The 22,868-nt window shown below is 72.6% G+C and carries 22 protein-coding genes; 13 read left to right on the forward strand and 9 right to left on the reverse strand.

All coding sequences use genetic code 11. The features are described from left to right. Positions 1-577: 577 nt before the first annotated feature. The gene (locus ACLQ25_RS30210) at positions 578-1,846 is read left to right on the forward strand and encodes an Ig-like domain-containing protein (RefSeq protein WP_425734139.1); all 1,269 of its coding nucleotides are present in this window, start codon (positions 578-580) and stop codon (positions 1,844-1,846) included. 122 nt (positions 1,847-1,968) lie between these two features. On the opposite strand, the gene ACLQ25_RS30215 is transcribed toward ACLQ25_RS30210, so the two are convergent. After that, the gene (locus ACLQ25_RS30215; protein WP_425734140.1) at positions 1,969-2,985 is read right to left on the reverse strand and encodes an SMP-30/gluconolactonase/LRE family protein; all 1,017 of its coding nucleotides are present in this window, start codon (positions 2,983-2,985) and stop codon (positions 1,969-1,971) included. A 190-nt stretch (positions 2,986-3,175) separates the two neighbouring features. Between ACLQ25_RS30215 and ACLQ25_RS30220 the strand changes: the two genes are divergently transcribed. Beyond that, complete coding sequence (locus ACLQ25_RS30220; protein WP_425734141.1) at positions 3,176-3,598, forward strand: STAS domain-containing protein; 423 nt, start codon at positions 3,176-3,178, stop codon at positions 3,596-3,598. Positions 3,599-3,811: 213 nt separating this feature from the next. Here the strand turns inward: ACLQ25_RS30220 and ACLQ25_RS30225 are convergent, their stop codons facing one another. The 4 genes from ACLQ25_RS30225 to ACLQ25_RS30240 all read right to left on the reverse strand — a co-directional run bounded on the left by ACLQ25_RS30225 (position 3,812) and on the right by ACLQ25_RS30240 (position 6,772). Next, the gene (locus ACLQ25_RS30225) at positions 3,812-4,204 is read right to left on the reverse strand and encodes an FKBP-type peptidyl-prolyl cis-trans isomerase (protein ID WP_425734142.1); all 393 of its coding nucleotides are present in this window, start codon (positions 4,202-4,204) and stop codon (positions 3,812-3,814) included. Between the two features lie 196 nt (positions 4,205-4,400). Continuing rightward, positions 4,401-4,958, reverse strand: coding sequence for a hypothetical protein (locus ACLQ25_RS30230; RefSeq protein ID WP_425734143.1), 558 nt, complete (start codon positions 4,956-4,958; stop codon positions 4,401-4,403). Between the two features lie 192 nt (positions 4,959-5,150). Continuing rightward, positions 5,151-5,705, reverse strand: coding sequence for a hypothetical protein (locus ACLQ25_RS30235; RefSeq protein ID WP_425734144.1), 555 nt, complete (start codon positions 5,703-5,705; stop codon positions 5,151-5,153). Continuing rightward, positions 5,702-6,772, reverse strand: a complete 1,071-nt coding sequence (locus ACLQ25_RS30240) for an Asp23/Gls24 family envelope stress response protein (RefSeq protein WP_425734145.1) — start codon at positions 6,770-6,772, stop codon at positions 5,702-5,704. Before ACLQ25_RS30240 ends, ACLQ25_RS30235 begins: the two co-directional genes overlap by 4 nt. 285 nt (positions 6,773-7,057) lie before the next feature. On the opposite strand from ACLQ25_RS30240, the gene ACLQ25_RS30245 reads away from it, so the two are divergent. The 3 genes from ACLQ25_RS30245 (at position 7,058) to ACLQ25_RS30255 (ending at position 11,188) form a co-directional block, all read left to right on the forward strand. After that, complete coding sequence (locus ACLQ25_RS30245; protein WP_425734146.1) at positions 7,058-8,674, forward strand: Ig-like domain-containing protein; 1,617 nt, start codon at positions 7,058-7,060, stop codon at positions 8,672-8,674. 89 nt (positions 8,675-8,763) lie between these two features. Further along, positions 8,764-9,630: a hypothetical protein gene (locus ACLQ25_RS30250; RefSeq protein WP_425734147.1), complete on the forward strand. Its 867-nt coding sequence runs from the start codon at positions 8,764-8,766 to the stop codon at positions 9,628-9,630. 292 nt (positions 9,631-9,922) lie between these two features. Continuing rightward, positions 9,923-11,188, forward strand: coding sequence for a hypothetical protein (locus ACLQ25_RS30255; protein WP_425734148.1), 1,266 nt, complete (start codon positions 9,923-9,925; stop codon positions 11,186-11,188). 110 nt (positions 11,189-11,298) lie between these two features. Here the strand turns inward: ACLQ25_RS30255 and ACLQ25_RS30260 are convergent, their stop codons facing one another. Then, on the reverse strand, positions 11,299-11,646 hold the full coding sequence (locus ACLQ25_RS30260) for an Lsr2 family protein (RefSeq protein WP_396797971.1): 348 nt from the start codon (positions 11,644-11,646) through the stop codon (positions 11,299-11,301). 154 nt (positions 11,647-11,800) lie between these two features. Continuing rightward, entirely contained in the window at positions 11,801-12,409 is a 609-nt protein-coding gene (locus tag ACLQ25_RS30265; protein WP_425734149.1) for a response regulator, read from the reverse strand. A gap of 94 nt (positions 12,410-12,503) precedes the next feature. On the opposite strand from ACLQ25_RS30265, the gene ACLQ25_RS30270 reads away from it, so the two are divergent. From ACLQ25_RS30270 to ACLQ25_RS30290, 5 genes are all read left to right on the forward strand, one after another. Continuing rightward, complete coding sequence (locus tag ACLQ25_RS30270; protein ID WP_425734150.1) at positions 12,504-13,238, forward strand: sensor histidine kinase; 735 nt, start codon at positions 12,504-12,506, stop codon at positions 13,236-13,238. Between the two features lie 85 nt (positions 13,239-13,323). Beyond that, positions 13,324-14,193 (forward strand): manganese catalase family protein, encoded by an 870-nt coding sequence (locus ACLQ25_RS30275; protein ID WP_425734151.1) that lies wholly within the window; start codon positions 13,324-13,326, stop codon positions 14,191-14,193. An 80-nt stretch (positions 14,194-14,273) separates the two neighbouring features. After that, positions 14,274-14,555, forward strand: a complete 282-nt coding sequence (locus ACLQ25_RS30280) for a hypothetical protein (protein WP_425734152.1) — start codon at positions 14,274-14,276, stop codon at positions 14,553-14,555. Positions 14,556-14,592: 37 nt separating this feature from the next. After that, a complete protein-coding gene (gene lon / locus ACLQ25_RS30285; protein WP_425734153.1) occupies positions 14,593-16,923 on the forward strand; it encodes an endopeptidase La in 2,331 nt (776 codons plus the stop codon). Between the two features lie 131 nt (positions 16,924-17,054). Then, positions 17,055-17,459, forward strand: coding sequence for a DoxX family protein (locus ACLQ25_RS30290; RefSeq protein WP_425734154.1), 405 nt, complete (start codon positions 17,055-17,057; stop codon positions 17,457-17,459). Positions 17,460-17,506: 47 nt separating this feature from the next. Here the strand turns inward: ACLQ25_RS30290 and ACLQ25_RS30295 are convergent, their stop codons facing one another. Both ACLQ25_RS30295 and ACLQ25_RS30300 read right to left on the reverse strand, forming a co-directional pair. Further along, a complete protein-coding gene (locus ACLQ25_RS30295; protein ID WP_425734155.1) occupies positions 17,507-19,228 on the reverse strand; it encodes a DEAD/DEAH box helicase in 1,722 nt (573 codons plus the stop codon). Positions 19,229-19,388: 160 nt separating this feature from the next. Next, the gene (locus ACLQ25_RS30300) at positions 19,389-20,333 is read right to left on the reverse strand and encodes a hypothetical protein (RefSeq protein ID WP_425734156.1); all 945 of its coding nucleotides are present in this window, start codon (positions 20,331-20,333) and stop codon (positions 19,389-19,391) included. A 131-nt stretch (positions 20,334-20,464) separates the two neighbouring features. On the opposite strand from ACLQ25_RS30300, the gene ACLQ25_RS30305 reads away from it, so the two are divergent. The 3 genes from ACLQ25_RS30305 (at position 20,465) to ACLQ25_RS30315 (ending at position 22,796) form a co-directional block, all read left to right on the forward strand. Further along, complete coding sequence (locus ACLQ25_RS30305) at positions 20,465-21,619, forward strand: sensor histidine kinase (protein WP_425734157.1); 1,155 nt, start codon at positions 20,465-20,467, stop codon at positions 21,617-21,619. Beyond that, positions 21,616-22,221 carry a response regulator transcription factor gene (locus tag ACLQ25_RS30310; RefSeq protein ID WP_425734158.1) on the forward strand — a complete coding sequence of 202 codons (606 nt, stop codon included), beginning with the start codon at positions 21,616-21,618 and terminating at the stop codon, positions 22,219-22,221. Before ACLQ25_RS30305 ends, ACLQ25_RS30310 begins: the two co-directional genes overlap by 4 nt. 62 nt (positions 22,222-22,283) lie before the next feature. Beyond that, positions 22,284-22,796: a 2'-5' RNA ligase family protein gene (locus ACLQ25_RS30315; RefSeq protein WP_425734159.1), complete on the forward strand. Its 513-nt coding sequence runs from the start codon at positions 22,284-22,286 to the stop codon at positions 22,794-22,796. Positions 22,797-22,868 lie beyond the last annotated feature (72 nt).

Consider the following 22,868-nt stretch of genomic DNA (forward strand, 5'->3'; position numbering starts at 1 on the left):
CCAGCACCCCACCACACCAACAAGACCTGTCAACCACTCCTGAACAGCCCAAACAGGATGAGACAAGCTCCAGGATGTAGGGGCCTCGTTGACGTCTCGAAGCCCCTACGTCCTGGATCGAGCGCGATCTTGAGCTGGTCGGGGTGGCCCCTGGTCCCTCGCGCTGGCTTCACCGCTTCTCGTGGTTGTGGGCCTGCCAAGATCTGCGCAACATCGGGGATCTTGCTGCCTCCCGCACACCGGAGGCAGCAACATCGGGGAAGTTGTGCGGATCTTGCCCCGCCCCGCCCCGCCCAGCCCCGCCCCGCCCGGCCCTGTGCCTGCTGCGTCAGTCGTGCACCTAGGGCGATAGGTGCGGGAGTGGCGGTGGCTTGGTCGTACCGGACGTTGCGGGTCGGCGGGCATGCGGGCGGCCGGAGACTACCCACAACCGGCAGTGGCGCGCTTTCTCGGCAAGCGGCTCAGCGGCGGAAAATGCGTCGATAAATGCGCTCGCGATTATCTCGGAATGCCCTGAATGCTCCCGTCGAGGCGGCCAGAATATGAGCGAGGGAAGCCTAAAACGGGGGGACTGAACATGACGTCTAGGCGGCGATTGACGCTGTTGGCGGTAACTGTCGCGGCCGCACCGCTCGTGTTGGGCGGGTGCACCATCGGTCGGGACCCGGTGGCCGGGCCGGCCAAGCGGCACGCCGCGCCGCCGGAACTCACCGTCACGCCGGGCGACAAGACCCGCGAGATCCCGGTCAGCGCCGAGGTCGGCACGGTGGTCAAGGGCGGACGGGTCACCGCCGTCCGACTCACCGACGACAAGGGCGCGCAGGTCAAGGCGGAGCCGCGTGAGGATGGCTCGGGTTGGGTGCCGAGCGCGCCGCTGCAACCCAAGCGCACGTACACCGCGGAGGTGACGGCGACCGGCGACTCGGGTGCGACGACCACGCGAACCACCACGTTCACCACGATGGCCACGTCCACGAAGCCGCAGGTGACCAGCACGCTCTATTTCGTCGGCAATCGGACGTACGGTACTGCCATGCCGGTAACGGTGGCGTTCGACCCGGCAATTCCGAAAGAGGCCAGGGCGGATGTGCAGCGCCGGTTGTTCGTGAAGACGAATCCGCCGCAGCCGGGCACCTGGTCGTGGCTGGACGACGGGAGTCAGGTCTATTACCGGGCACCCGATTTCTGGCGACCGGGGACGACGATCAGCGTCCGGGCCGGTCTGCAGGGGCTGCCGATCGGCAAGAAGTTGATGGGGGACGCCGAGCGGACCGCCACGTCGAAGATCGGCAAGCAGGTCTCCCTGGAGATCGACAACGCCACGAAGCAGATGTCGGTGCTGCGCGACGGCAAGCTGGTCCGCCGCATTCCGGTCAGCCTGGGCAAGCCGAGCACGCCGAGTTCCAGCGGCAAGATGGTGATCATGGAGAAGCACGAGCGGACCACCTTCGACACCCGGGGTGAGCCGAACGGCGGCTACGTGGTCGACGTCGACGACGCCCAGCGGCTCACCTGGGGCGGCGAGTTCATCCACTCGGCGCCCTGGTCAGAGGGCGAGCAGGGCTACACCAACACCTCGCACGGCTGCGCGAACGTCTCCGCCACCGCCGCCGACTGGCTGATGGGCGTGACCCAGGTCGGCGACCTGGTCACCGTCAAGGGCACCGAGGTCGAGTTGCAGCCCGGCAACGGCTGGACGGCGTGGAACGTTAGCTGGGACGAGTTCGTCAGGGGCAGCGCGTTGCCGGTGCCTCCGGGGCTCAAGCCCGCGCCGGCCGCCCCGGCGCATCCGGGGGCGGTCGCCGGTGGGTCGCCCGCCCCGGCGCCCTCGGTGAGCGGCCGCTGACACACACCCTTCGGGCCGGTCCACCCACGCGGTGAGCCGGCCCGCTCGCCTTCGCGGGGGGCGGGGACCACCGCCGTCGGGGCCGGCCGCCGCCCGGGGGCGTCGGGCGCGAGCCATGCTTTTTACCCCAGGGGTACGCGGGCCACGCCGGACCCGTCGAGGCTGCCCAACCAGAGGTGGTCGCCGTGCTGTCGTACCCCGGTGATCATCGAGTAGTGCCCGGCCGGGCCGTGCAGCGTACGACGGACCGTGCCCTCGCCGTCGACGAGCGCGACCAGCCCGTAGCGGCGTGGCTGCGGCTGCAGGGCGTCGGGCAGCAGCGCGGCGAGCTGGCGCAGCCGCGGGTGCGGCAGCAGCCGTTCGGCGATGGGCACGCGAGGGCTGGGCAGGGCGATCCAGTACGTCCCGTCGCCCACAGCGCAGAGATTGTCCGGGTACGCGGGCAGGTCGGCGAGCACCCGCACCCCGCCGCTCAACTCGACGCGGAGCAGCCGGTGGGTGGTGGTCTCCACCAGCATCAGCGCGGACTCGTCGGGCGTCAGGGCGATGCCGTTCGGGAAGTACAGCCCCTCGGCCACGACCTCGGTACGCCCACTGCGCGGGTGGTGGGCCAGCACCCGGCCGTTGGGGCGGTGCTCCAGCAGGTCCCGTTTCCAGTGCGAGACCGGAAACCGGTCCGACGAGTCGGTGAAGTAGACGGTGCCGTCGCGGGCCACCGTCGCGTTGTTGGCCAGGTGCACGGGCGGCGCCGTCCCGCTCAGCTCGCGGACCGTTCCGTCCGGCGTGACCCGGAGCAACCCCCGGTACGCGTCGCAGACGATCAGAGCCTCCCCGGACGGGTCCAGCTCGATGCCGAGCGGCCGGCCGCCGGTCTCGGCCAGCAGCCGTCCCCGGGTGCCGGCCGGCGCGTCGACCGGCCACCACCAGAGGTTGCCGTCCTCGTCGCCGCTGACGACCCGACCGCTCGGGTCGACGAGCACGTCCTCGGGCCCGACGGCGCCTTCGGGAAGGGGCAGGAGGTCGACCTGGTCGAGGCGGCGATCGGTGGCCGCCCAGACGCCGCGAAGCGGAGGCGGGACGGTGGCCGGTTCGCGGACGGGCCGGATCAACCGTGGCGGCCGGGGTCGGGGGATCACCATCGGCTCATTCTCCAACGCCGATGTCGGCCGTACCGGATCCGGCGCGCCACCTGGCCGTTCGGCCTACCCCGAGGCCCCTGACCTCCACCCTCGGGCGGATGAGGGGGAGCCTGGGGGATGACCCTGGACGTACCCGGAATCACTCCCCGGACGGGCGAAACTGTCGGTGGTGGGGGCTAGATTTCAGGGCATGGAAGAGCGCAGCAACCGGATCGACGTGCAGGTCAGCGTGGGTGACCAGGCGGTCCAGGTGCGCGTGGCCGGTGAGGTCGACATCGGGACCGTGGCCGTGTTCCGGTCCGCGCTGTGGTCTGCGCCGGCGCGTCCGGTCGTCCAGCTCGAGCTGTCCGGGCTCCGGTTGCTCTCCGCCGCCGGGGTGCGGGCCCTGCTGGCCGCGCATCTGCGCGTCCGGGCCCGGGGCGGCGAACTGGTCGTGGTCGATCCGACGCCGGTGGTGGCCCGCGTGTTGCGCGCCACCGGCCTGCACCGGGTGATGCCGATCCTCGAGCCCGCCCGGGTGGTCGAGGCCGCCCGTCACGGTGCGCCGGCCGACCTGGTCGTGCCCGTCCGCCGTCCGCCGGCCGCGCCCGGTGACCTGGTGCTGGCGGCCTGACCCTGACCCTGACGTGTGGCCCGAGGGCCGAGGGCGGGGGCCGGGGGGCCGTTGAGGTGCGGGGCCGTCTGACTGGACACGCCGCGACCGAGGGCCGGGGGACGCTGACCTGCTGCGCAACGGGGCCGTGTGACGCCGACCCTTCGGTCGCCCGGGTCTGACGTGCGAAGGGGCCGCCCGGCGTCGAGCCGGACGACCCCCGCGACGTGTCGGTCAGCGCACGCCGAGCAGGTCGACGATGAAGATCAGCGTCTCGCCCGGCTTGATGACGCCAGCGGCGCCACGGTCGCCGTACCCCAGGTGCGGCGGGATGGTGAGACGCCGCCGGCCGCCGACGCGCATGCCGGCCACGCCCTGGTCCCAGCCGGCGATGACCTGACCGCCGCCGAGGGGGAACTCGAACGCCTCGCCCCGGTTCCACGACGAGTCGAACTCGCCGCCCGTCGAGTGCGACACGCCGACGTAGTGGACGCTCACCAACTGGCCGGGCTCGGCCTGCGGGCCGTCGCCGACGGTGATGTCCTCCATCACGAGGTCGGCCGGCGGCGCACCCTCGATCGGACCCACCTCGGGCTTGCCCGATCGGGCGCCTGCTGCCTGGTTCATGTGGGATCTCCTGCCGTGTTGCGGTGATGTGTCCGGTCACCGTCGATCCTGCCGGATCGCCGACGACCGATGCACGGCACACCCGCGAACCGGCCGCGAGTGACCGCACCCGGTTCGCCATTCGCCGACGGGCGTCACCGGCGCACGCGCACGTTCGCGGGCGTCACCCCGGGGGTGACGCCCGCGTCGAAGGGACTCACCGGAGCCAGGGCGCCTGCCGGACGATCGGCAGCGTCGCCCACACCTTCCCGAGGCCCCAGGTGTCGCCGGCGTCGACCAGCGCCAGGACGGCGAGCACCGCGGCGTAGATCAGGTGGTCGTCCATGAAGAGGTTGTTCTCCGGGGGCAGGACGGCGGTCCACATGAGGACCAGCAGCAGTCCGCCGGCCACGGCCGCGACCCGCATGCCGAGACCGAGCAGGAGCGCGACGCCGATCCCGGCGAGGCCGATCATGAACAGCCAGTCCGCCCAGGCGGCGTCGGCGATGTTCGTGTAGATGTCCTTGAACGGACCGGCGACCCCGAAGGTGAGGAAGCCCTTGGTGGGGCTGCCCCCGTTGATCCAGGCGTTCTTCGATCCGGTTTCGTGGCCGAGGCCCAACAGCTTGTCGAGGAATGCCCAGAGGAAGATCCAGCCGAGCGCCATCCGGGTGCCCGCCAGGACGTACCGAGCGGCCTTTGCTCGGGTGGTGTCGGTCGCCGCAGCGGGGGTCCCGGTGGTGGTCCGGTCGGTCGTCGCGGTCATGGTGTCCACGTCCCTTCTCAGCCTCGCACCGCGCTTCCCGGTGGCACCTCCAGTGGACGCCCTCGGCACCTGGGGGCGGCAGGGCCGACCGGACCGCACCGGCCCGGGACCTTGGACCCCTGACGGCTGGGCCTGGTGGCACCGCGGCGGGTGTCGACTTCGCGGAGCGCCGACGGCGGGTGACCCGTACGGACGCTCGGCTCACGGCCGGTCCGGCTCGATCCGGGCCGTCACGTCGAGGTGCGCGGGTGCGCAGCCGGCCGTCGTGGCGAACCGGTGGACAGCGGCGTGGACGTGCTCGCGGACCCGCGCGGCGGGGGCGTCGCTGGTCAGGTCCACCTGGACCCACACGTCGGGTCGCGGTGGCGCGCCGGTGAGCACGACCCGGGCGCGGCGTACCCCGGCGGCCCGGACCAGGTCGCGTTCCAGGGCGCGTACGAGCACCTCGGCGGCCAGCCGGGTGCGACCGGGACGGTTCCCGGCGTGGCTCAGCATGCCCCGCAGGGGCCGGTCGGGTCGGCGTACCGTCCGGTGCAGCAGGCGCTGGCCGGCGACGGCGGTCAGCAGCCCGGCCACCGCGGCGGCCAGGGTGCTCCAGGGCGTCGCCAGCCGCCACGCGTCGACCAGGCCGCCGCCGAGCAGGACCGGGTCGCCGCCCGACAGCGCGCCGGCGCCGATCGCCAGCGCGGTCGCCCCGCCGGCCACCAGCAGCAGCGCGACGATCGTCCACAGGAGGCGGTGTGCGGCGTCGGTCATGCCGGTCCCCGGGAGGGCAGCAGTCGGATCTCGACACGGTCGACGCGCGGCCGGGCGAGCCGGCGCAGCTCCTGGCGCACGGCGAACTCGACCTCGGCGCGGGCCGCGGGGTCGCCGGTGGCGTGCAGCCGGGGCCGCCACCGGTCACCGTGGCGTCGGACGCGCACTCTCGTCCGGCGTACGCCCGGCACGGTGTCCACCGCCTCGGTCAGTCGCCGTTCCACACATCGTCGGCGCAGGTGCCAGCCGTCGCGTTCGTCGACCCGCAGCCGGACCGGCGTCCACCGGCGCAGTTGAGCGGCCAGGACGACAAGGCCCAGCAGGACGGCGGCGCCGGCCGTCACCCGGACGCCCGGCTCGGCCCAGTGGGTGCTGGTCAGCGCCTCGTACCAGCCGGAGCGGACGAGCAGCGGCGTCGGGACACCGAGCGTCACCAGCAGCGCCTGCGCGGCCAGCAGGGTGCCGCCGGCCAGCAGGGCCACGCCCAGCAGGAGTGAGGCCACCCGGTTGACGGTCACCATGGTCAGCTCTCCCCGCGTGGTCGGGGGGCGGGGAGCGGCCTCGTCCGAGCCGGGCACCACGAGATCCCGCACCGTGATCGTCACCGCGACGACGGTGTGGGCGGTGTCGGCGTACACCCGGTCGACGACCGCGCGCCGGACCGCGTCGGTGACGGCGGGCACCCTGTGTCCGTACTCGGTGATGAGGTCGAGGTCGAGGCCGACGGTCCGGTCGTCCACGCGGACGGTGACCGGGCGGACGTCGCGGATGCCCGGCACCCGGCTGGCGGCGGCGACGGCGCTCCGACCGATCTGCGCTGCCGCGCCCGTGTCGCGGCGCGGTGGTTTGCCGCCAGGCAGCGCGCCGCCGGCCGGCGTGGCACGGGTGGAGGTGGGCCGCCCGGGAAGCCGGTGGTGTCGTTCCGCCCGATCTGTGGTCGGTCGACGGCGGATGGTCGGCTCGCCGGCCGGTCGCGGGTGCCGGGGCCGGCGTGGGTGCTCTCCCTCGCGTCGGCGGGGACGCGGCCCGCTCGCGGCGAGGGCGCCGAACCGCAGCTGTCGCGACATGCTCCGACCTCCCAGCCGATCCGCCTTCGGGCGACGTCGCTGGATACACCCCGGCAGGTCAACTGGAACACGACGGCAGTGTGATACAGGTCACAGTCAGCTACCGACCATCGTCCCCTTCGCGTGCTTTTACAGCCTTCAGGGGCGTGACCCCGGCTCGGCCAGCGGCGTGGAATTGGCGTCGACACCCCTCCCCGGGGTGGCGACGCGGCCTTGCGCGCCTTGACGTCCGACGCCGGCCGGGGCGACGATTCCAGTGACGAATATCGATGACGGGGGTCGTTGATGAGGAATCGGATCGTCTCGCTGGCCGTCGTGGCGCTCGTCGCCGTCACGGGTGCTCTCGCCGTGGTTCTCCCGGCCTCCGCCGCCAGTGGGTGCGCGGCGGAACTCCTGGTCCACTCCCGGTACTCGTCGATGCTGCGCGGCGAACTCAGGGTGCACAGTTTCGGTCAGCCGCTCGCGGAGTGGACGCTGCGGTTCCCGCTGCGCTACGCGACCGAGCAGATGAAGAACGTCGACGGCGTGCGCTGGGAACAGCACGGTGGGCAGGTCACGATCCGTAACCTGCCCGGTGTCACGCTGCCGGCCGACCAGACGGTGTCGTTTCCGTACGTCATGACGCACGGGGTGGTCTGGACCGACCAGCCACAGGAATTCACAGTCAACGGCGTCACCTGCACGACCGCCGTGCCCGCGCCTCCGCCCCCGTCGAGCCCACCGCCGACGTCGCCGAGTCCGCGGCCAAGCGGGTCGCCCAGCCCCACCCCCGACCCGAACCGTCCGACCGTACGGATCACCAAGCCCGAGGAGGGTGACCACTTCTTCGCACCGGCCACCATCACCGTGGAGGCCACCGCCACGGCCGCGCCCGGCCGACGGATCACCCGCGTCGAATTCTTCGGCTGGGGCAACGGTTCGGACAGGATCTCACTCGGCACCGACACGACCGCGCCGTACACCGCCCGGTGGCGTGACCTGCCGGCCGGCCTCTACACGGTGTATGCCCAGGTGTACGACGACCAGGGCGCGACGCAAAGCAGCGAGAAGAGCATTTCCGTACGCGTGTTGACACCGGGCGAGGAGCGGCAGGCGCCGTACGTCAGCGTGGTGCGTGACCAGCTCTGGGGCATCTCGCCGGTCATCGACACGGCGGCGCCCCGACGCCTGACGCCGCTCGCGCGCACCGGCGCGGAGGCCCGTTGCGTGCAGGGGCGGGGGATCTGGGACGGCCCGGTCGACGCCACCGCCGTGGCCGGGCTCGTCGCACGCGGCGTGCAGGCGGTGTACATCCCGCTCAACGAAGCCTGTTGGCTGGGCCTGTCGTACGTCGACCCCCGCTACGGCGGCGAGCCGTACCGGCAGGAGATCGTGGCGTACACGCAACGGTTGACGACCGCCGGCATCACGCCCATCGTCGCGCTCGCGTGGAGCCACGGCCGCTACACCGGGCCGGGGGCGGCCTGCCGGGACGAACGGGCCGTCTGCGCCAAGCCGATGCCGGACGCCGCGTACGCCATCGACTTCTGGGAAAGCGTCGGTCAGACCATCTTCGGCGAGACGGTGGTGTTCGACCTGTTCACGGCCCCGTACCCGGATCGGGCCATCGCCGACCCGGCGCTGGCCTGGACGTGTTGGCGCGGGGGCGACCAGGAGTGCGCCGCGCTCGGCTATCCGACGGTCGGCATGGGGCAGTTGCTGGCCGCGCTCCGAAGCAGTTTCCGGGGCGTGGCGCTGGCCAGTGGCCTGAACGGCGGCAACGACCTTTCCCAATGGGCCGCGTACGTGCCGGACGACTGGTTTTACAACGTCGCGGCGGCCTGGCGGCCGACAACGCCCGGGGGCTGCCATCCGCCGACCCTGCCGCAGGCGCCGGTCGTTGTCACGGCCGTCTGCCGTTAGCGCGGCGGCCGGCGGGCCGCGCCACCGGAACGGGTGATCGACCGCCTAGACTCGGCGCGGTTCGACCGACCGGCGGATGGATCAGGCAGATGACGAGCACCGACGAGCGCGGCTGGCTGCGGGCGTTGCCCGCCGATGGTGGACGCGATGCGCTGTTCAGTCGCGCCGGCCACCTGGTGTACGGGACGCGTCGGCTCAGCGAGCTGGTGCAGGGGCGTCCGCCGGGTGTGACCGGCAGCCAGTGGGGCTCGGCCAGCCGGACGGCGTTCGACCTCGTTGTGCGTGGGCCCGAAACGGGACAACCGGTGGTCGCGGTGACGATTGGACCGGTCCCGCTGCCCGGGTCGGCCGAGCAGCGCGCCGAGCGGCTCGCCGACGCCGTGGGCGCGGCCGTCGGCCTGCCCGTGCTGCGCATCGGTTCGCCGACGTTGCGGGCCGCCGAGCACGGCCGGCGTCTGATCGAGTACGTGCTCGACGCGCGCGCCTACGCGGCGGGCGGCACCGGGGACGAGCCCGCTCCGGTGGGGTTCCGCGACATCCTCGGTCGGATGCCGGACGGGCGGACCGGCCCGGTGAACGACCTGGGCGCGTTGGCGCGGGCGGCGGCCGTCGAGGCGTACGTGGCCGGGCAGCTCGCCGACCCGATCGTGCGCGGGCTGCACGTGCGCTGGACCGAGGGCCCGGCGCAGGGGTGGAGCTGGGTCCAGCCGCGCCTGGACGGCTGCCTCGTCGAGCGGGTGTCGATCACCGCGCAGCGATTCTCCTGCGGTGTCGACGAGGCCCGCCTGGCCGAGGACCTCGCGGCCGTCGCGATCGGTGAGCGGCTGCGCGTCGCCCGGTCGGAGGACCCGGATCTGCTCCCGCGTGCGGACCTCACCGCCGAGATCGCCGCGCTGAGCCGCCGCCGCGACGAGCTGGTGGGCGGTTTCGCCTACGACCACCTCTGCGTGGCCTGACCGGCGACTCTCCGCTGCTGAAGACCGCTCGGCTCCCGATCCCTTCGGGTGCCGAGCATTTTTCTGTGGGGTGGTTGAACCTTCCCCGGCGCCGTCCCGTACTCCTGCGCGAATGAAGAGGATCTCCCCAACCGCGTCGACCGGGCGCGGGCGACGGTGCGGAAAGGGCATCGTCGGCCGTCGACACGTTACCGGGTAGGTCGCGGTGGCCGCCACCGTGGCGTGCCATCTCACATCCGTCGGTCCGCCGAGGGCAGGAATCCACTACCGGATCGAGAAGGAGAGCAATTCGATGCGCAGGTCCACTCGGGCGCGCCGGTCACCCGGCATCGCGCGGAGCAAGCGTCTGCTGGCCGTTGTCGGCACGCTGGTGGTCTTCGGTGGAGTAGTCGCCGTCACCCAGATTTCGTCGGCGCAGGACCGGCGGACGAACAAGCCCCGGCCCGCCGCCGGGCAATGCGTGGAACCGAGCCCCGGCTCGACCGCGCCGAGCGGCACCTCGACCAGCCGTACGTGGCAGAACGGTCGGTGGGTGCGCAACCACTGGGGTGACGGTCAGGAGTCGGTCGCGGAGTGCGAGGACGGTAAGGACGGCACGGTCGGCACCGGCTCGGCCATCGCCTGTCCGGATGTCCTGTCCAAGCTGCCGCAGGTGCCGGAGCGGGCGCGTGCCGAGGTCGACCGGAACCTCGCGCAGTTGCAGACCCAGATCGCCGAGGCCGACCGCCGGCTCGCCGCCGAGGGCAACAAGGGTCAGGCGTTCATCAACAACGCGATTCTGCGGCCGTTGGCCGACAAGCGTAAGGCGGTGCTGGACCGCATCACGACCGCCATCGACCGGGTCGGGCCCCGCCCGCAGGGCCTGGCGCAACTCGCCCAGTGTCAGGTGCAGCCGACCGGTAACAACAACGGTGGCGGCAACAATGGCGGGAACACCGGCGGTGGCAACAACGGTGGGAACACCGGCGGTGGCAACAACGGTGGGAACACCGGCGGCAACGCCCCCGGCGCTGGCCTCGGTGTGCTGGCCAACAACTGCGACGAGAGCAAGTTGGAGCCGCACAACGGTTTCCAGCTCGGCAACCGTTGTGTGAGCACCGAGTTCGGTGAGGTCGGCGCCGCCGCCAACAACCCGTCGCTGCTGATCACCCAGTTCCCGCAGCAGGTCGGCCGCAACCAGCCCTTCACCTTGCGGGTCAGCACCAAGAACCTGGTCCGGGACCGGTTCCTGGCGGCCGGCCAGGGTGGCTACTACGTGGAGAGCTCGCTGCTCAACGCCCAGGGCCTGGTCCGGGGTCACTTCCACACCGCCTGCCGGATGCTGGACAGCCTGACCGCGCCGCCCGAGCCGCAGGAGGTGCCGGCGTTCTTCGTCGCCACCGAGGACGGCCGCGGTGGCGCCCAAGCGGACGAGGTGACCATCCAGATCCCGGGTCTGCCGGAGTCGGGCACCGCGCAGTGCTCGGTCTGGGCCGGTGACGGCTCGCACCGTCTGCCCATGATGGAACGGGCGAACCAGACCCCGGCGTTCGACTCGATCCGCGTCACCGTCAACTGACCGGTCGATGAGCGGCCGGCCGCCCGGGTGGACAGCACCCCGGGTGGCCGGCCGCGCACACAGCGACGGGGTCACGCCGTTTTGGCGGGACCCCGTCGCTGTGCCGTGTGTCAGCGGTTCTTGTACGCCTCGACGACCTCGACCGGGATCCGGCCCCGCTCGGAAATCTTGTAGCCGTTCTTGACGGCCCATTCCCGGATCGCCCGGTTTTGTTCGCGGTCCATTCCCGCGCCGGTGGGTCGCCCCGGCCGCCGAACTGTCCGCGTGTTCTCCGCCGGGCCTCGGCCGATCCGCCGGCCCGCATTGATGTATGGGTCCAGCGCCTTACGCAGGACACCCGCATTCTCGTCCGAGACGTCGATGGTGTACGCGACGCCGTCGAGACTGAACTCGACCGTCCGATCGGCCTTCCCGCCGTCGAGGTCGTCGGTCAGCACCGTGATTACTTTTCTCGCCATTGCCGATTACTCCCTGTGTGTGGCGGAATGTTTCCAAAGTCTGACCTATCACCCGGGGAATCCGCAACAATGTGCGTGCCATTCATTTCGGCGCGTCGCGATTGAGTGGGGCACAAACAGTGAACTGCCCGTAATCGCAGGTCCCGGTGCGGTGTCAATCGGTGAGCAGACCGGCGTGGCCGGCGACCGCCGCCGCCTCCACCCGGTTGGAGACCCGCAGCTTGCGCAGCAGAGAGGCGGTCATTCGTTTCACCGTCCGTTCCGACACGTGCAGTTCCTCGGCGATGTCGACGGTGCTGCGCCCGGTCGCGATCGCCCGCAGCAGACGGCGCTCCTCGGTGTCGAGCTCGACGGACGCCGCCCGGGCGGGTCCGAGCAGGGCGCGTAGCAGTTCCGCCGGCAGGACGGCCCAGCCGTCGAGGATCGCCAGCAGCGGGGGTAGCAGCTCCTCCGGTTCGCTGGTCTTCGGCAGGAACCCCTCGGCGCCGGCCCGCAGCGCCTCGAGTGCGGGCGCCGGGTCGGTCGAGCCGGACATGGCGACCACCCGTACGTGGGGGGTGGTCCGCCGGATGGCGGCCACCGCCCGGACGCCGCCGGGTGGTGGCATGTGCAGGTCGACCAGCGCGAGGTCGGGATGGCAACGACTGATCATGCTGGCCGCCGCGGCGGCGTCCCCGGTCGAGCCGACCACCTCGGCGCGTCCGTCGGTGGTCACCGGAAGCAGCAGCTCCAGGCCACGGACGAACAGGGGGTGATCGTCCACGACAGCGAGTCTGAGGTTGGGGGCGTCCGGCATGTCTGGGCCGTTCCCCAGCGGGTACCGATCATGCGGGTATGCACCGATCGGGGGGAGTCGGATGGATGCGCGCACGCCAGGGTGGCAGGGCCTGTTGCGAGGATTGCGACGCGCCGGGTCCGGACCGGGCATCCCATTGTCCCCGGCGGTCGACGCGGACCTGCTGCTGCGGGTGTTGTGTCACGAGTTCCGTACCCCGGTCAGCGCGCTGACGTCGTTGACCCGGGCGCTGGCCGACGACCATCGGCCGCTGACCGGCGCGGACCGGCGGGCGGTCATCGCGCTGGCCCGCGACCAGGCCGTCCACCTGCAGGGCCTGCTGCGCGACGCGACGGCCGGCGCCGGCGCGCTGACGCCGGTGGCCCAACCGGAGGCGACCGTGCCCCTGGCGGGCCTCCTGCGTGAGGCGGCCGCGTTCGTGCCGGCGGGCCGGCGTCGGGTCCGCGCCACCCGACGGGCGGCCTCCTGGCCGGTACCGGCCGGTCGCACCCGGCAGGTGCTGGGGAACCTGGTGGAGAACGCGCTGCGGCACGGGCCGGCCAACGGGCAGGTCGGGCTCTACGCCGCGCAGCGCGGCCCCGGCCTGAGCATCGTGGTCACCGACGAGGGGCGGGTGGACGACGGGCTGCTGGTGGCGCTGCGCCGTCCGGCCCCCGTGGTCGGGATGTCCGGGCTGGGGTTGTGGATCGTGCGGCACCTGGTGGCCGCCGACGGGGGAGCGCTGCGGGCGCACCGGTTGCGCCCGCGGGGAGTGGCGCTGGAGGTGCTGCTGCCGGCGGTCGGACCGCTGCGCTGACCCGTGCGGGACACGCATTGGCCCGGCCGGGTCAGCGGGATGGGAATCGTCCTTGGCGCCAGCAACCCGGTACCGAGGAGGTCGCATGTTCAGTCACGTCAAGGACCTGCAGTTCGAGGCCAAGCCGGACGCTCCGGACGCCGCGTTCGCGCGCCGTCTCCAGGAGGTGCTGGGCGGCAAGTGGGGCGAGATGACCGTCGCCAACCAGTACCTCTTCCAGGGCTGGAACTGCCGACTCCCCGGTAAGTACAAGGACCTGCTGCTCGACGTCGGCACCGAGGAGGTCGGCCACGTCGAGATGATCGTGACGATGATCAGCCGGTTGCTGGACAACGCGCCGCTGGCGCTGTCGGAGGCCGTCGCGGACAACCCCGGGGGCGGGGCGGTCTACGCCGGGTCGAACCCGGCGCACTTCATCCACGGCGGGGGCGGGGCGCTGCCCGTCGACGCCAGCGGGGTGCCCTGGAACGGCTCGTACGTCACCGCGAGCGGCAACCTCCTGGCCGATTTCCAGCTCAACGTCACCGCCGAGGCGCAGGGCCGGTTGCAGGTCGCCCGGCTGTTCAACATGACCGACGACCCCGGGGTCAAGCAGATGCTGCGGTTCCTGCTGGCCCGCGACACCATGCACCAGAACATGTGGCTGGCGGCCATCGAGCAGCTCAGGGAGGACGGCCTGGAGGAGATGCCGGTGCCGGAGGCCTTCCCGGACTCGGCGGAGTTCACCGACGAGTTCGGCTACACCTATCTGGGCTTCTCCTCGGGCACCGACGCCGCCCAGGGCCGTTGGGCGTCCGGGCCCGCCCCGGACGGCAAGGGCGAGTTCCGGTACGACGACAACCCGCGCGCGAACGCCCCGGAGCCGGTGCTGCCGCCCGGTGACCCGCGACTGTATGGCACCAACCCGGGCCTGGCCGGCGGTGTCGTGAACACCGTCAAGAGCAAGCTCACCTGAGGCCGTCCCGTCGGGCCGCCCTGTTCGGCACGGGCGGCCCGACGAGACCGCCCACTGGGAGAGAAGACGAGGAGAAGCGCATGTCCATCGTCACGCCCGCCCGCGAGTCCGCAGCGGTCCCGCTGTCGCGTACCCGGGTGAAGTTGGTCGTCTGCACGGTGCTGACCGGGCTCGCCGTGGGGGTCGGGTTGCCCGCCCGGGTGGTCCTCGCGCTGGCGCTGACCAGCCTGGCCATCCCCATCGCCGTGGCGCTGGCCGGGGGCGGCCGGGCGGTTCGCGAGCTGCTGCTGCCGGCTCGCCGCCGGGCTCTGAACAGTGGCCTGGGTCACATGCCGGAACAAGGGGAACGCTTTGTTACTTGAGTGAGACACGCTCAACTCAATGGATAGCAGGTGTTCGATGGCAACTCTTCCGGTACTGCCCCTGACCGACGCCGTGCTGCTGCCCGGCATGGTCATCCCGGTGACCCTCGACCCGACCACCCAGGCCGCCATCGACGCGGCGCGGACAACCGGCGACCGCAAGCTGCTGGCCGTCCCGCGGATCGAGGGCGAGTACGGCCCGATCGGCGTGGTCGCCACCATCGAGAAGGTCGGCCGACTCCCCGACGGTGAGCCCGCCGCAGTCGTCCGTGGCCTCTCCCGCGCGCGCATCGGCTCCGGCGTGCCCGGTCCCGGCGCGGCACTCTGGGTCGAGGCGACCGAACTCGACGAACCCGCTCCCGCCGGCCGCGCCCGTGAACTCGCCCGCGAGTACCGCGCCCTGGTGACCTCCGTGCTCCAGCAGCGGGGCGCCTGGCAGGTCATCGACGCCGTGGAGCGGATGACCGACCTCTCCGAGCTGGCCGACTCGGCGGGCTACGCGCCGTGGTTGACCCTGGAGCAGAAGACCGAACTGCTCGCCGCGCCGGACGTCACCGCCCGACTGGAGCTGCTGGTCGGCTGGGTGAAGGACTACCTGGCCGAGCAGGAGGTCACCGAGCAGATCAACAGCGACGTCCGCGAGGGCCTGGAGAAGTCGCAGCGGGAGTTCCTGCTGCGCCAGCAACTCGCCGCGATCCGCAAGGAGCTGGGCGAGGACGAACCGGACGGCTCCGCCGACTACCGCTCCCGGGTGGAGAGCGCCGAGCTGCCGGACAAGGTCCGCGAGGCGGCCCTGCGCGAGGTCGGCAAGCTCGAGCGGGCCAGTGACGCCTCCCCGGAGGCGGGCTGGATCCGTACCTGGCTGGACACCGTGCTCGAGATGCCGTGGAGCACGCGTACCCAGGACAACACCGACCTGGCCGCGGCCCGGGAGGTGCTCGACGCCGACCACGCCGGTCTGTCCGACGTGAAGGACCGCATCCTGGAGTACCTGGCCGTGCGCAACCGGCGTGCCGAGCGCAACCTCGGCGTGGTCGGCGGTCGCGGCTCCGGCGCGGTGCTCGCCCTCGCCGGCCCTCCCGGGGTTGGCAAGACCAGCCTCGGCGAGTCCGTGGCGCGGGCCCTCGGGCGTAACTTCGTCCGGGTGTCGCTCGGCGGCGTCCGCGACGAGGCGGAGATCCGCGGTCACCGGCGCACCTACGTGGGCGCGCTGCCCGGCCGGATCGTCCGGGCCCTGCGCGAAGCCGGCTCGATGAACCCGGTCGTGCTCCTCGACGAGGTGGACAAGCTGGCCGCCGGCTACGCCGGTGACCCGGCCGCCGCCCTGCTGGAGGTGCTCGACCCGGCCCAGAACCACACCTTCCGGGACCACTACCTGGAAGTCGACCTGGACCTGTCCGACGTGCTCTTCCTCGCCACCGCCAACGTGGTGGAGTCCATCCCCGGCCCGCTGCTGGACCGGATGGAGCTGGTCATGCTGGACGGGTACACCGAGGACGAGAAGGTCTCCATCGCCCGCGACCACCTGCTGCCCCGGCAGCGGGAGCGGGCCGGGCTGACCGACGACGAGGTGACCGTCGCCGACGAGGCGCTCGCGCTGATCGCGGGGGAGTACACGCGTGAGGCCGGTGTCCGGCAGCTCGAACGGGCCCTGGCCAAGATCCTGCGCAAGGTGACGGTGACGCTGGCGACCGACCCGTCGCCGGTACGCGTCGACACCGACAACCTCAGCGGCTATCTGGGCCGGCCGAAGTTCACCCCGGAGTCGGCCGAGCGTACGGCGGTTCCCGGTGTCGCCACCGGGCTCGCGGTGACCGGCGCCGGCGGCGACGTCCTCTTCATCGAGGCGACGAGCATGGAGGGCGAGCCGGGACTGACCCTGACCGGTCAGCTCGGTGACGTGATGAAGGAGTCGGCGCAGATCGCGCTGTCGTACCTGCGCTCCAACGGGCGACGGCTCGGCATCGACCCGAACGCCCTGGCCGGGCGGCGGATCCACGTCCACTTCCCGGCGGGCGCGGTGCCCAAGGACGGCCCGAGCGCCGGCATCACCATGGTGACGGCCCTGGCGTCGCTGGTCACCGGCCGCCCGGTCCGTCCCGAGTTCGGGATGACCGGTGAGGTGACCCTCTCCGGTCGGGTGCTGCCGATCGGCGGGGTGAAGCAGAAGCTGCTCGCCGCGCACCGGGCCGGCCTCACCGAGGTGATCATCCCGGCGCGCAACGAGCCGGACCTGGACGACCTGCCGGCCGAGGTGCGCGAGGCGCTGACCGTGCACACCCTGGCCGACGTGGCCGACGTGCTCGCCCTGGCGCTGCGCCCGGCCGACGTCCAGGCGCTGGACGGGCCGGCGCTCTTCACGGTCTGACGCTCCACCACGATGACCCCCGCCGTCCGTCGACGGCGGGGGTCATCGGCGTCCGTGCATCGAGGGCTAGTGTTCCGCTCGAAGCGTCGACCACCTCTCCGCCGCGAGGCGGTGCCCCCGGAGGTAACCCCGTGAATCTGGTGCTCTGGATCATCCAGATCCTGCTCGCTGTCGTCTTCGCCGGCGCCGGCCTGGCCAAGCTGACCCAGCCCAAGGACAAGCTGCGCGAGATGATGCGGTGGGTGGACCCGGTCCCGCCGTCGCAGGTCAAGGCCCTCGGCGCGGTCGAGGTGGCGGCCGCCCTCGGGCTCGTGCTGCCCGCGCTCACCGGCATCGCCACCGTGCTCACGCCGCTGGCCGCCGTCGGGCTGGTCATCGTCATGATCGGCGGCATCCTCGTGCACCTGCGCGACCGGAAGAAGCGCGACACGGCAGCCGAGCGTCGGCTGGAGATCCAGGGCGCCATCACCTGCGCGGTGCTGCTCGTCCTGGCCGCCGTGGTGGCGTGGGGACGCTTCGGCCCGTACTCCTTGTGAGGGCCCGTCGGCGACCGCCGTACCCAGGCGGTCGCCGACGGCTCAGCTCAGCGCTCGTCGCGTCCGCGGTCGCGGCGCACGGTCGCCTTGCGGCCCTTGATCGTGCTCTGGCGCAACCCGGAGATGACCTCGTCGGCGACGCCCTGCGGCACCTCGACCAGGGAGAACCGGTCGGCGATCTCGATCGAGCCGATGTCCCGGCCCCGGATGCCGGTCTCGCCGGTGATGGCGCCGACCAGGTCCTGGGGGCGTACGCCCGCCCGCCGGCCCAGGCCGACGAAGACCTGGACGGTGTTGCCGCCACCGACGCGCGGCCGGCCGCCACCGCGCCGATCGCCGCCCCGCCCGCCGACCTCCGCGCGACCCTCGCGCGGGGCGCGGACCGGAGCCTGCGGAATCTCCTCCTCGTCGTCGGAGCCCGGCGACGTCACCTCGTGGGCCAGCTTCACGGCGGCGAGGGCGACCTCCATCAGGTCGAACTCGTCGGTCAGCGTCTCCACGATCACCCGGTACGGGTCGAGGTCGTCCTCCAGCAGGCTCTCCCGCAGCGCCGCCTGCGTCAGCTCCAGCCGCCGGGTCCGCATGTCCGCCACGGTCGGGATCTTGTCGATGGTGATCCGCTGGCCGGTCACCCGCTCGATGGTCTTGAGCATCCGGTGCTCGCGCGGCTCGGCGAGGGTGATCGCCACGCCCTCGCGTCCGGCCCGGCCCACCCGACCGATCCGGTGCACGTACGACTCGGGTGCCGACGGCACGTCGTAGTTGACCACGTGGGTGAGCTGTTCGACGTCCAGCCCGCGGGCCGCCACGTCGGTCGCCACCAGCAGATCCGCCGTGCCGGCCCGCAGCCGGCCCATCACCCGGTCGCGCTGTTCCTGGCTCATCCCGCCGTGCAGCGCCTCGGAGCGGTAGCCCCGGCCGTTCATCGTCTCGGTGAGCCGGTCCACCTCCTCGCGGCTGCGGCAGAACACGATCGCCGCGGTGGGCGACTCCACGTCGAGGACCCGGCCCAGCGCGGCCGGCTTGTGCGCGCGGGTCACGATGTACGCGCTCTGCCGGACCCGGGGCGCCTCGCCCGCCACCGGCTGTTCCCGACCGATCTCGATTCGGACCGGGTCGCTGAGGTGCTGTCGGGCCATCCCGTCGATCCGCGACGGCATGGTGGCCGAGAAGAGCACCGTCTGCCGCTCGGCGGGCGCGTGCTCCAGGATCGCCTCGATGTCCTCGGCGAAGCCCATGTCGAGCATCTCGTCGGCCTCGTCCAGCACCACGGTGGACAGGCCGCCGAGGCGCAGGGTGCCCCGGGCGATGTGGTCGAGGGCCCGCCCGGGGGTGGCGACCACCACGTCGACGCCGCTGTCCAGTGCGCGCAACTGCCGCCCGATCGGCTGCCCACCGTAGATCGGCAGCACCCGCGCGCCCAGGTCCTTGCCGTAGCGGTGGAACGCCTCGGACACCTGCACCGCCAGTTCCCGGGTCGGCACCAGCACCAGCGCCACCGGGTCCCCGCCGTCGCGGTGGGCCGTCATGAGGTTCAGCAGCGGCAGCGCGAACGCGGCCGTCTTGCCGGTGCCGGTGGCGGCCTGCCCCAGCAGGTCCCGACCCTCCAGCAGCGGTGGGATGGCCTCCCGCTGGATGGGGGTCGGCTCCTCGTAGCCGAGGGCGGACAACGCGCCCAGCAGTTCGTCGCGCAGCCCCAGGTCCGTGAACGCGGTCACGTCGGGCTCGCTGGCGGTCGGTGCGTCGTGCTGTACAGGTGCGGAACTCATGTGCCAAGCCTTTCATCACCCCGTCGGGGCCGCTGCGCCGACCGGCACAACATGCGCGCGGGGTCGCACGATCTGCGCAACTTCGGGGAAACTGCGGCCTCCGCGACGCCTGAGGCAGCAGTTTCCCCGAAAATGTGTGGATCACGGCGGCGTGGGCGGATCATCCGTCGGTGGTGAGGATCGCCAGGATCATGATGCCGCCCAGCAACGCGTCCAGGACCCCGCAGAACTCCGCGTAGCCGCGCGGCACCACCCGGCCGGTGCGGTGACGCGCCATGTCCCAGCCGGCGTGCGCCAGCCACCCCAACGCCACCAGCCACGCCGCCGTCCGCCCCCCGAGCACGACCGCGACCAGCGTCAGGGTGCCCCAGACGGCGAGGCCGACGAGTTGGGTGGCGAGCACACCCGGCCCACGCAGCGTGCGCCGGAACAGGCCGATCAGCAGATAGCCGCCGGGCAGCACCAGCATCGTCCACGGGCTGAGCACGGTCGGATCGAGCCACATGTCCGCGGTCAGCAGCAGCGCCAGCCCGGCCGGCCAGCGGCGGGCCAGAGCCACCACGGCGGGGTGTCGACGGATCACCGCCGGCGGCTCGTGCCGATGCCGTACCGCCACCAGCACCATCGCCGGCACCATCAGCAGGTGCCCGCCGAGCAGCAGGCCGTCGGCGTCGAGCAGGCCGGCCCGGTACGGCACGAACAGCAGCAGGAACGGGACGTACATCGCGGCGGCCATCTCGCCGACCCCACGCCAGTGGTGCGCCCGGTAGCGCATCCACACCATCATCCCGATGGTCATGGTGGTGGCCATCACCAGCGCGGCGCCCACCGGGCGGGCCAGCGCGCCGCTCGCGCCCGCAGCGGCACCGGCCAGCTCGAACAGCGGCCCGAGCAGCAGCATCCCGGCGATCATCGCCAGCGCCATCTCGCCGAGATGCCAGAGCAGGTGCCGCGTGCCGCCGGTCGGTCTCGGATGGGCAGATGTCGCGTGTGGCGACACCCGGCCCGGGGACGCCGTGTCCGCGGGCGCCGGCTGGTCGGTCGTCAGCGGCCCGGACGACGGTACGAGGGCGGTCGCTTCGGCGTACATCCGTGTCTGTTCCATGTCTTGACCCTGCCGGCGTCCCGGCTCGCGGGGCAGGCGCGTTCGTCAGCGGATATTCGTGCGTGACGCACGGTCCGACCGTGACAACTCGCACGGGTGGACCGGGCGGCGCGCGGCCCTAGGATCGACGCGTGTTGAGTGAGGCGGGGACTCCCCGGGCGGACCGGCGACTGCGCCGGGCCCGTCAGGCGACGCTGCTGTCGCTCGTCACCGGCGTCTGGGCGAGTCTCCTGTTGCCCGCGGTCGGTCTGTTCCGTGAGCCCGAGCCGGTCCGTGCGGCGCTCGGCGCGGTCGGCGTACTCGTCTTCCTGATCGCCCAGACCGCCGTCCTGTACGCGGCCGTGACACCGTGGCTCGACCCGCGCTGGCGTCGCCGCTTCCACCTGGCTCTGGTCGGGGCGGCGGTGCTGACCGTTCCGCTGGTGGGGCCGGTGGCGGCCGGCGCCTGGCCGACGTGGGCCTGGCTCGGGGCGGCGCTGATCGGTATGGCGCCGCTTCTCGTCCGGCCGTGGGCCGCGCTCGCGGTGGCAGCCGCCGTCCTGCTAGTGTCGGTGGCCGTCGCCGAATGGACCGGCGGTTCCGTCGCGCGCCACCTGGCGGTGACCGGTGGGGTGGGAGTGGGCATCGCCGCTCTCAACGGCTTCCAGGTCTGGTTCTGGGATCTCCTGGTGGACGCGCGGCAGGGCCAGGCCGCCCAGGGCAGGCTGGCCGCCGCCGAGGAGCGGCTGCGCTTCGCCCGCGACGTGCACGACCTGCTGGGGCACAGCCTCACGGTGATCGCGCTGAAGGCCGAACTCGCCGCGCGGCTCGCCCCGGTCGATCCGGAACGGGCCGGTCGGGAGGCCGCCGAGGTGCAGCGGCTCGCCGCGTCCGCGCTCGCCGAGGTGCGCGAGAGCGTGCACGGCTACCGCGCGGTCGACCTCGGCGAGCAGGTTACCGCCGTGGCGGAGGTGCTCCGGTCCTGCGGAGTGCGCTGCACGGTGCCGTCATCACCCGTGGACCTGCCGCAGCCGGCGGCGACGGAACTGGCGGCGGTGCTGCGCGAGGCGGGCACCAACGTGCTGCGGCACAGCCGCGCCGACTGGTGCCGGATCCACATCGTTCGGGAGGGGAACGTGGCGAGGATGACGGTCACCAACGACGGAGCCGGCGGAACCGGCCCGGACGAGCACAGCCACGGGCTGCGAGGGCTGGCCGACCGGCTCGCCGCCGCCGGGGGAGAGCTGCGGGTACGCCGCCAGGACGCGGTGTTCACCCTGGAGGCCACCGTGCCGGTGCCGTCGTGATCCGCGTCCTGCTGGCCGACGACGAGGACCTGATCCGGGCCGCGGTCGCCGCCCTGCTCGGCCTCGAACCGGACATCGACGTGGTGGCCCACGCCGCCGACGGGCCGACGGCGGTCACCGCGACGATCGCGCACCGGCCGGACGTCGCCGTCGTGGACCTGGAGATGCCCGGCCTGGATGGCATCGCCGTCGCCGCCGAGCTGGCCCGCGTCCGTCCTGAGTGCGCGGTGGTCGTGTTGACCGGGCACGGCCGCCCGGGGCATCTCCGCCAGGCGTTGACCGCCGGCGCGCGGGGCTTCCTGCCCAAGGGCTCGCCCGGCGGCGCGCTCGCCGACGTCATCCGCCGGGTGCACGCCGGCGGACGGTACGTCGACCCGTCGCTGGCCGCCGACGCGCTGGCCCTGCCGGCGTGCCCGCTGACGCCTCGGGAGTTGGAGACGCTGCGGCTGGCCGAGTTCGGGGCACCGGTGGCGGTGATCGCCCGCCGGGTGCACCTGTCCACCGGCACGGTCCGCAACCACCTGTCCGCGGCCGTGCAGAAGCTCGGCGCGGCCGACCGGGCCGAGGCGGTCCGCGCCGCCCGGGACAACGGCTGGCTGTGAGCTGAGCCGGAGTCAGCGGCATAGCGCCGGGGTGATTGACGCGTTCGGGCTAGCGTGTCTGCGTGCGTACGGTGGAACTGGTCTGCTCGCCCGGGTTGGACGCCGCGATCCGTACGACCTGGGCGCGGTTGGCGGCCGCCGGACTGCCGAGCCTGGCCCGCAACATCCACCCGACGAACCGGCCCCACCTGACCCTGGCGGCCGTGGACGAGTTCCCGTCCGGCGTCGAGCGGCGACTGGGCGACCTGTTCGACGCCGCGCTACCGCTGCCGGTGACCCTCGACCGGGTCGTCGTCCTCGACGGCAGCGCCCCGCTGGTCTGGCTCGTCCGGCCCACGCCGGCGTTGACCGCGTTGCACGCCGCCGCCGTCTGGGACGTCCTCGACCGGGCCGACGGACACCGTCCCTGGCACGCCCCGGGCGCGTGGGTGCCGCACCTCAGCCTGGCGCTGCGGTTCCGTGACGCGGACGTGCGGATGGCCCGCGCCGTGACCGGCGGACAGCGCCCGACCGGCGCGTTCGAGGGGGCACGCAGCTACAACGGCGAAGACCGTACGGTCACCACCCTCCGCTAGTGTTCTGTCTCAGTTTTGACTAGCCGCTTGTTGGAGGGCGACGCGTCCACGTCGGACCTTGGCCAGGATCGA

It is taken from the genome of Micromonospora sp. DT44 (genome assembly GCF_049841635.1).
Classification (GTDB): domain Bacteria; phylum Actinomycetota; class Actinomycetes; order Mycobacteriales; family Micromonosporaceae; genus Micromonospora.